At 45.5% G+C, this 9,509-nt stretch carries 9 protein-coding genes; all 9 read right to left on the reverse strand.

Annotated features, from left to right (window positions below; translation table 11 throughout):
• Positions 1-109: 109 nt before the first annotated feature.
• The 9 genes from BI182_RS08030 to BI182_RS08070 all read right to left on the reverse strand — a co-directional run bounded on the left by BI182_RS08030 (position 110) and on the right by BI182_RS08070 (position 9,373).
• Positions 110-865, reverse strand: a complete 756-nt coding sequence (locus BI182_RS08030) for an ABC transporter ATP-binding protein (protein ID WP_070372452.1) — start codon at positions 863-865, stop codon at positions 110-112.
• The gene (locus tag BI182_RS08035) at positions 852-1,934 is read right to left on the reverse strand and encodes a FecCD family ABC transporter permease (protein ID WP_286806728.1); all 1,083 of its coding nucleotides are present in this window, start codon (positions 1,932-1,934) and stop codon (positions 852-854) included. The genes BI182_RS08030 and BI182_RS08035 overlap by 14 nt, the downstream gene beginning before the upstream one ends.
• Positions 1,934-3,043, reverse strand: coding sequence for an ABC transporter substrate-binding protein (locus BI182_RS08040; protein ID WP_228882593.1), 1,110 nt, complete (start codon positions 3,041-3,043; stop codon positions 1,934-1,936). Before BI182_RS08040 ends, BI182_RS08035 begins: the two co-directional genes overlap by 1 nt.
• Positions 3,044-3,090: 47 nt before the next feature.
• Positions 3,091-3,615: an FmdE family protein gene (locus BI182_RS08045; protein WP_148636667.1), complete on the reverse strand. Its 525-nt coding sequence runs from the start codon at positions 3,613-3,615 to the stop codon at positions 3,091-3,093.
• A 364-nt stretch (positions 3,616-3,979) separates the two neighbouring features.
• Positions 3,980-4,753: an ABC transporter ATP-binding protein gene (locus BI182_RS08050; protein ID WP_286806732.1), complete on the reverse strand. Its 774-nt coding sequence runs from the start codon at positions 4,751-4,753 to the stop codon at positions 3,980-3,982.
• Positions 4,750-5,787 (reverse strand): FecCD family ABC transporter permease, encoded by a 1,038-nt coding sequence (locus tag BI182_RS08055; RefSeq protein WP_286806734.1) that lies wholly within the window; start codon positions 5,785-5,787, stop codon positions 4,750-4,752. The genes BI182_RS08050 and BI182_RS08055 overlap by 4 nt, the downstream gene beginning before the upstream one ends.
• Before the next feature lie 35 nt (positions 5,788-5,822).
• Positions 5,823-6,911, reverse strand: a complete 1,089-nt coding sequence (locus BI182_RS08060) for an ABC transporter substrate-binding protein (protein ID WP_286806736.1) — start codon at positions 6,909-6,911, stop codon at positions 5,823-5,825.
• Between the two features lie 36 nt (positions 6,912-6,947).
• Positions 6,948-8,534, reverse strand: a complete 1,587-nt coding sequence (locus tag BI182_RS08065; RefSeq protein ID WP_286806738.1) for a nitrogenase component 1 — start codon at positions 8,532-8,534, stop codon at positions 6,948-6,950.
• Positions 8,531-9,373 (reverse strand): nucleotide-binding protein, encoded by an 843-nt coding sequence (locus BI182_RS08070; protein WP_286806740.1) that lies wholly within the window; start codon positions 9,371-9,373, stop codon positions 8,531-8,533. The genes BI182_RS08065 and BI182_RS08070 overlap by 4 nt, the downstream gene beginning before the upstream one ends.
• Positions 9,374-9,509 lie beyond the last annotated feature (136 nt).

Raw genomic sequence — 9,509 nt, forward strand, 5'->3', positions numbered from 1 at the left:
TGGTTTTTTATTCATTTTATCAGAATTCTTCAAAGGCGACAATCGTATTATTTAGCTCAACGGCAATAAAAAAAACTCTGATTCAACATGCAAACCAGAGCTTTTCTTTTTACGTTAAAGGGATCACGACTTTCTGATTTTGATAGGATTCCACAACCACCGGCACCTGATAGACTGCGCCAATGTTTTCGGAGGTCATTATGTCCAAACCACCGTAACAGAAAATTTCACTGTCTTTTAAGAAGAGAAACCTGTCACAGTATCGCAGCGCCAAATTTAAATCGTGGATGACAATGACCACCGCTATCTCTTTTTCTTTGGTAATATTCTGAATCAGCTTTAGTACCTCCAGCTGGTTCTTTAAATCCAGGCAGCTGGTGGGCTCATCAAGCAGCAGCACTTTCGGTTCCTGGGCCAGAGCCCGGGCAATCATCACCTTTTGCAGTTCACCGCCGCTTAACTCATCGATATAACGCAGTGATAATTGTTCCAATCCCATACTGGCAATAATCGTTTCAACTATTTCGTAATCTTCTTTTTTCGGCGCCAGTTTAATATAGGGTTTGCGCCCTAATAAAATAGCATCATAAGCCGTTATTTGACTCCCTTCACTTTTCTGGGCAACATAGGCAGTATTTTTGGCAATGTCCAGGCGGGTCATCCTGAGAATATCGACCTCATTGACGACGACCCGGCCTTTTTGAGGTGCGATAATCTTATTCAGACACTTTAGCATGGTGCTTTTGCCCGCCCCGTTATTGCCTAGAATCGCGACGCATTCGCCATTAGCAACATCAAATTCAATGCGATCCAGAATTTTTCGGTTGGATCGATAACCAAATTCCAAAGCATCAATTTTCAGCATTGTGACTCACTCCTTTAAATATCAGATATAAGAATAGCGGAGCCCCCAGGAATGAGGTAATGGCTCCGATGGGCAGAATGATCGGTGAAATAATTAACCGGGCAAAGGTATCGCTAATCAATAGCATCAGCGCCCCCATCAGGGCTGATGCCGGCAGCAGATAACGGTAATCATTGCCAACAAAGCGCCGCATGATATGGGGAGCAATCAGACCAATAAAGTTGATAATCCCCACAAAAGATACAATCGTCGCCGCCGTCAGCGAAGCGACCGTCATCCCAATCAGCCGTACCCGGGAGACATTAACCCCCAAGCCGGTGGCGGTATGTTCGCCACATTCCAGGGCGTTGTAGTTCCAGCGGTTAAACATGAAATAAATCAGCGCTCCGGCCGTCACTATTGCCGCCACCTGGATATTTTGCATACTGGCCCGGCCCAGATCGCCAAAAGTCCAAAAGACAATGGCGGCCATCTGAACATCTGAGGAAAAGTACTGCAGTAGCGCCGTAGCACCAGCAAACAAGGAACTGAGGGCCACCCCGGCTAGAATCATAGTTTCAGGAGATGCCTTGCGGGCTTTCGATAAACCCAAAATCACAAAAGTGACAAACATCGAGGTAATAAAAGCGCAGATACTGGTTAAATAGGGGTTGTTGACGGTCACCGCATCGGCAGTGTTCCCCATAACGGCACCACCACCCAGGAAGGTGATAGCAATGGCCGCCCCGAAGGAAGCCCCCTGGGAGATCCCCAGGGTAGATGATGATGCCAAGGGGTTTTTTAAGATACTCTGCATGACACAGCCAGCCGCTGCCAAGCCAATCCCGCCGACGATGGCCATCAGAATCCGGGGCAGACGGATGTTGACGGTAACCAATACATTTTTGGCGGCACCCAATCCGAATAAGGCCTTTAACACTTCGGTAACCGGAATATCAGCCGAACCGGCGGTGATCGCAAAAAGTGCGGTTAGAAATGTCAGTATCACCAGAATCACGATCGTCAGAATCTTACGGTAGATGTATTGATCATAGTTGACGCCGCAGGCTGTCTTTTTTTGATTAACCATTATTTTCCAATTGTCAGTGGACCAAAGCCCTGTCCCGCTGCCGTATATTTAGCATATAATTTTTCGCCCAGCAGAAACTCAAAAATTTCATCGGCTTTCTTTTCAATATTGACATCTTTAAATTTATCGGGATAAATAATGGTACCGGCATAATAGGCATCGGCCAGGGCAATTTCGACATTGGTGTAGTTATTATTATATGCCAATTGGGTGTAAACCTTGTTATTCTGAACCGCCTGCAAGGAATTAAAGAAATCCGGGTTCTGGGTGTATTGTTCGTTGACCAGATCCATATTTTCCGGATTCAGGAAAATGATCTCCGGATTCCAGGCCAGAACCTGTTCAAGGTCAATGGAGAAGGCCGATTTTTGACCGGTTTGGTCGACCACGTTATTGGCATTGATGGCCACAAAGGGGCCATAATTCCCGCTGGTGCCGTCAAAGCCGTGTTTGCCTTTGAAATTCAGAGCGCCATTATAAACACTGGGTCGACTGGCTTCCGGAATATCTTTGGTGCGGTCATTGAGATCTTTTTGTGCCTGATCCATATACTCATTGACTTCCTTGGCCCGATCTTCTTTGCCCAATACCTGACCAATTAGATCCATGGAGGCACTCATTTTTCCATCAAATAAGCCGGGGCTGGCTACGGCCACCACCGGAATACCGGTTTTTGCCTGCAACTCATCAGACTGGGTATAATCCGACACGACAAAAATGACATCGGGTGCCAACTTAACGATTTCTTCGTCAAAAGGAACAATACCACCGGAACCACCCTGCCCAATTTGCGTTAAACTGGCAAAATTTGGATTAACCAGGGTATAAGGACGGGTTAACACCTGAACATTGTCCATATCAGTTCCACCTTTAACCAGATCAACGGCATCCATGTAGGTTAACAGCCGCATCACCCCAAGGGAACCAACACTGTCAATTTCGGCTGGCACTTCCACCTGACGGCCGAGGCTGTCGGTTACTACCTTTGTGGTGGCCTCTGCTTCTTTACTTTCGGTATCATCTGCTTTTGCATTGCTGCAGGCCGCAAAAGATACCATCATCACTAAACTTAACAAAATGATCGCCACTTTTTTTATTCTATTTTTCATTACTTTTCTCCTCTTTCAACTCACTGCATTTCCCACTCAAAAATTAATTAAAAACCTCGGGTGTAGGGATTCGAGCAATCAACACAAACTTTCTTGCCGTTTTCCAGCCGGATCATATGCTCGGCCGTTTTTTCACCGCATTCCTCGCAGATCACACTTTGAAAAATCCGGGCCCGTTCCGGCAGCTCATAATCCGGGGTTTTAAAGTCAAAGATCTTGCTGGCGTCGGGCTCATTTAAAATGAACGCTTCCATTTCATCCCGTTCCATTTCCGGCAAAGCTTTTAAAACCAGACGGATTTTTTCGCCACTGTTGCGATTAAAAAAAGTAAAAGCCTGTTTCCCCCGATTTCTAAACAACAGATTGCCTTTTCCCACGCTGCAGCCTAAAATAACCTGCACCCCATCAACACCGCAGGCATCGTTTTCGGTGATACACACCACATCTTCATCTTCTGAAAAAGAGATGTTGAGTGCCTTAATCGCTTCCTGTGAAGCTCTGACGCCAATGGCCAACCCAGGACAATGATGTCCATGAAATTCAACTGATTTTTCCCATAATTCCTGATTCATTTTTCTTTTCTCCTTAAATTTTCAAAAAATAAAAGACCCACATAAGTGAGTCTTCAGACACATAGTTGATATCAATATTAAACTGTTTTTACCAATACAACAAAGACACTTTACTCCTACGACACTTTTCAAAAGTGACAGCCCTTTTTTCAAATCGAGTCTGAGCAATTTCCTTAAGATTCTGTTAATTCGCCTGTGCAAAAAAAGCCAACAAAACACAACTCCTTTCAAGGAGAAAATGCCTCATTGGCTACCTTTTATAATACGATTAAGCTGACGTTAGTTTACTCTAATTATTAACATTTGTCAATAACATATTGTGAAATTAGTATAAAAATCATATCCCTGCCCCAAATCTAAATATCTAAGCCCCAGCAGTACAGATATTACGATGCAGTTGATTTGAGTAAAACAGATGGACCGGTTCATTGTAGAGTCGACTTAACAAATCTTCGGATAAATACTGCTCCACCACGCCGATTTCAAAGACCCCCGAGCGATTAAGCACCCCGACTCGACCACCGATAAAAAACACCTGATCCGGATTATGGGTTGTCATAATAATGCCATAGCCGCGATCCGACAATTTCTTAACCAGCTTCATGGTTTTGATCTGATTCCCGAAATCCAGATGGGCGGTAGGTTCATCCAGTAAAATAAAGTCCGGTTGCTGGGCAATGGCTCTGGCAATGGTTACCAGCTGTCGTTCCCCACCGCTTATCTGCGTATAGGCTTTGCTCCTAAGATGGGTGATCCTGACCAGTTCCATGGCTTCTTCAATCATCCGCTGATCCTGATGCCCCAGTTTTTTAAAGGCACTTAAATAGGGGGTTCGGCCCATGGCAACAAATTCTTCAACGGTAAAGGCATAGGTCGGCTGGTGGATCTGGGGCACATAGGCAACCCGCTTAGCAAACTGGCGCAGCGTCAGATCTTTAATATTATCCTCTTCTAAGAAGATGCCCCCCTGTGTCGGCTCACTCAGATTGCCGATGCAATTCAGCAAGGTCGATTTTCCAGCACCGTTGGGCCCCAAGATGGTGAAGATTTCGCCCTTTTTCAGACTGAAATCAACCTCTGTAAAAATCTGTTTGCCGTTGGGATAGGCAAAGCCCAGTTCAGTGATCCTTAAATTCATGACAGATTCATCCTCTCTTTTTTTAACAGATAAAAATAGAATGGTGCGCCAATCAAACCGGTTAAGATACTCAGCGGTAGTTCGGCGCTGGTGATGGTTCTGGCAATGGTGTCAATCATCAGCAAAAAGATTCCTCCCAAAACGAAAGAAACCGGTAATAATTTCATATTGTTGGGGCCGACTATCAATCGCCCCAGATGCGGCACCACCAGACCAACCCAGCCGATTGTTCCGCTGATACAAACAGAACTGGCCGTCAACAAGGTGGCGCAGATAATGACAATCCGCCGGGTGGTTTTCACATTGATCCCCAGGCTTCGGGCCTCCGTTTCGCCTAATGACAACACATTGATTTTCCAACGCAGAATCATGATAATAATGATTGCCACAATCATCGCCGGTGCCACCATCAGGATACTCTTTGGCAACACCTTGGCAATACTACCCATCTGCCAATAGGTTATTTCAGCCAGTTCGGTTTCCGGATCAGCAATATATTTGATGATCCCCATGATTGAGCTCATCAATCCCCCGACAATAATCCCTGACATCACCAGCATCATGTTGGAGCTGTTTTTAATCAGCTTCGGCGCCGTTGTTGTCAACGCCACCGCCAGAATACCGCCGACAAAGGCCCCAATCTGAATACCAAAGGTTCCGATCCCGATTAAAATCGCAATGGCGGCTCCGACACAGGCGCCGGAAGACACCCCCAGTAAATCCGGGGAAACCAGAGGGTTTTGAAAAACCCCCTGATACACCGCCCCAGACAAGGCCAATGAACCACCCACCAGAATCGCTGCCACCACCCGGGGGAAACGCAGCGTCATAACCACACTCTCCACATTCGCATCCCCGACTGATGGCAGCGGTAAAATGTTGGCCGCCAGCACATGGATCACTTCTGGAATTGAGATGGGAAAGCGTCCCAAGCATAATGAAACAATCACCAGGGCGCCTAAAATAATCACTAACAGCACCAGCAAGGCTGAAAAATTCATACGTTTTTCTTTAATACTGATATTTTTAAACATTCACTACAACTTTCTGATTTTGCGGTTGGGCCGACTTATTTATTCGCATCAACTTTCAAAATCGTATCAATATTTTCATCGGTCAGATCATAGGCAAAGAACTCTTTATAAAAAGCTTTCAAATCTTTACGGAGATCGTAATCTTTAAACAGTTCCGGTTGTTGAATACTACCCATCCACTTAAGCATCAGTGGTGTTTCCACACAGGGGGCATCATAACGCAAAATCCCAACTGGTGTTTTATAAACCCGATGATTTTTTACTGCATCGATATTGCTCCAATCCTGACCTTCTATTTTATTTTGATACAGGTCTTCCGGCATTGTTTCATCAAAATTTGACAGATAGATGATTTCCGGATTCCATTCCATAATTTGCTCCATATTCACTTCCGACCATTTCTTATCGAGTCCGGATGCGACATTGGTGCCACCAGTTAACTCTAACAAATAATTATTGATGTTTTTCGCCCCAGCCACACTGAGTTTACTGTTCTGCAAATACAACACTTTCTTTTTTGTCACAGTATCAAGTTTGGCTTTTTTGTCGATAAAATAATTTTCGACCTCGGTATGATAATCTGTCAGTTTTTCAGCTGCTTCTTCTTTACCCAAGACCTGACCAACCAGCAGCAGATCCTTTTTCAAGTCTTCCAGGTTTTCCGCATAATTCAGCATCACCGGGGTGATCCCGACCGCTTTTAATTGTTCAGCTTCGGCTGTCTGATCATTCCAGATAAAGGCGATTTCCGGCTTTAAGTTCATCAAGGCTTCCACATTGATGGCAAAATCTTTGGTGATTTCGGCTGTTGAAATAGAGGCAAAAGCCGGGTCAAGGGTGGGCATAAAGCTGCCCTTATATTGTGCCATTGCGCTGGGATTAATCGATACGATCCGCTCGCTGCCGCCGTCAATGGTCCACATCGCTGACGCCCAGGGAATCGGAGTAATGGCAACCTTGGTTATAGTTTCCGGTAATTGCACCTCATTGCCACCCTGATCCATCACCGCTGTCAGTTTTTCGGGTGTTTTACTTTCCGACTCCTTGATCTGACTGCCGCAGCCAGCCATGGCGATACACATAAACAGACCGATACAGATAACCAATAACAATCTTTTTTTCATCTCTTCTACTCCTCAAATTTTTATTTTATTCTTAATTTAAGCTGTCACTTCATTTGTAAAGAAACGCTTTAAATAAGCATAACCTGTTTGTCCCATGTATTGATACTCCAACTCTATATACGTATTACCGCTGAGGCTGGGATAGGGCATGGGGATAAATTGATATGACATCATGTTGATTCTATTTTGATAAAGCGGATCAGCAATGATGTGGGTAACCTTCATTTGCGATAATTCCTGATCCGTAATTTTGCTTGCCCGAATGGTTGGAATCCCAAAATCATTGGGGATCGTTGTTACAAGCTGATCCAGAATTTCATTTTCGCCCAGCAGCAGTACTCGAATGTTCGGGAATGGCTGCGGCGCTCTATTTATGTAATACGATGCCGGGACCACAGTCTTTAACAACTCACCGACGGCTCTGAGCCACTGATTAAAGCCATCAATGCCGATCGGCATCGCAAAATGATAGGGAATTTCAAACACCTCCGCCATCCATTTTGCCAAACTCAGACCGTGTCTGGAAAAAACGAGATTCAGCTCAGCTTCTGCTGCCATTTTAAACGAATCCAGACTCTCATAACCGAGAAAATTCACCGTATAGCCCAGGGACGTCAGGCAGGTTTCAATTTCATGAAAGTGTTGCCTTGTCCCAAATAAAAAAGGATTATAACCAATAAGATTGATCCGTTTTTTGCGGGTTTCGATTTTTTTAAGCGTCGCTTTGGCGATTTTTAACAGCGCCATGGCGACCCCTTCTTCGGCGGTCTGAAAACCGTTGGTCTCAATCCTAGCGGTTGTCGCAAACAGATCACAGCCTTGTAAAGAATGATCATTCATCCCGGTCATATAGGTAACCGGTGTGCCAATGGATAGCAATAATTCACTCTCTTTGGTTTGGTGGTACATTTGAAAGTGCTTTGTAATGGCTTCACCGATGTCATTTGTGCAGCCATAAACCGCCTGCAAGTCATCAAAGCGGGAAAAAATAAACATGTTGTGATTCAATTTATCAATGGAACTGGGACAGTTTGCGCAGCCGGAGCCGGTCATCAAAAACTGACAAACAGCCGGATCATCGGGGAATAAAGAAAGTACTCCCGTATAATCTGCGGCCAGCGGCGGCAACTCACAAACCGCTTCATTTTTTGATAAAACCAGCGGCCGGGTCTTAACAAAGTCCGCGATTTTTGCTGCAATCTTATCTAAACGTTGGGAGGGGCTGGTTTTTCGTTTCTCCATGGGACCACGTTTGAAAATCTCGACCGGTATCTGTTGGGGATTATCAAGTTCCTGAACCATCCGATCAAAATCGGTTTGGCAAAGCAGATCGGGGCAAGAAACATAGAGAATAATACCCTGATAGCAGGTTTTTTGTAACGCCGCTGCAATAGCTCCCTTGATTTTTTTCAGATAATCCCCAAAGGTGTAATCCAATGCACCAATGGGTATGAGTTTGAGCTTGGACAAGTGCCCGCATTCCAAGGCCCTGAAGTATAAAATGCGAATACAGGCTGGCGGTCCGATGGCTACTACTAAGGTGTCTGGTATCTCAAAAATTCGTTTGGCCAATTCCATATCACCTAAATTATTGACCGACGCTTCAATGGTAATACTGCTCATCTGGTGATTTCCTGGTTCTTTGCGGAAACAAAATCAAAGAGGGATTCCATTGCGTCATCATCTAGCGGACGGGAATCACAGGCTGGAACCTCGCAAAACAGATCCTTCCCCAAGGTTTCAATGACCTGTGAAAGAGGGGCCAGGGGAGCGGCCTCAATCATGGTATTTCTTTGATACTCGGCCAGCTTAATCGCCTGGTTTTGTTCAATTGAGGCCAACAGACGGCTGTCGGTCATTTGGATAAAATGATCAACCACCTCTTTATCAGTTTGAGACGACCAGCGATTATGAATAAAGCCACCAAATAGTTTTTGGGCCGGGGTTTCGTAGTGCGCAATGCCCTTTAAAATATTATTGGCGGCGTACAACGACATAAATTCCGACGAGGTCACAATATAAACCGCATCAACACATTGCCTACGCATCGGAATCGAAAAACCACCACAGACCACATCACCCAGCACATCATAGACAATCAGATCCCAGTCCATAGTAAAGACGTCCAGCTTTTCCAGGGTCTCGATCACCGCCGAAATACCCATCCCGGCACAACCAACCCCTGGTTCCGGGCCGCCGGCTTCAACACAGGTGACACCGTAGACCCCCGTAAACAAAATATCTGCTTGATTCAGCTGCTCCCCTTTTTCCTTGAGTGTTTTCAAGACGGTGGGAATCCGTCGCTTCATCAGAATCCGGGTCGAGTCCGATTTTGGATCACAGCCGATATGGAGGACCTTTTTACCAGCCTTTGACAGCGCTGCCGATACATTGGCAGCAATCGTCGATTTACCAATCCCGCCCTTGCCATAAAATGCGATCCGTTTGTTGTCTAGATTCATTTTCCCTCCAATCAGCACCACCCGTCTAACGGGTGGTTTGCTCTGAGGCTATAAGCCTCTGTTACCGGCCGGCGCCTCAAGACGCTGGCCTTCACTTCGTTCAGGCTCTATGGCCTTTGCCACTTTTGCTTGCCCC

This window comes from Acetobacterium sp. MES1, assembly GCF_002237635.1.
GTDB lineage: Bacteria > Bacillota > Clostridia > Eubacteriales > Eubacteriaceae > Acetobacterium > Acetobacterium wieringae.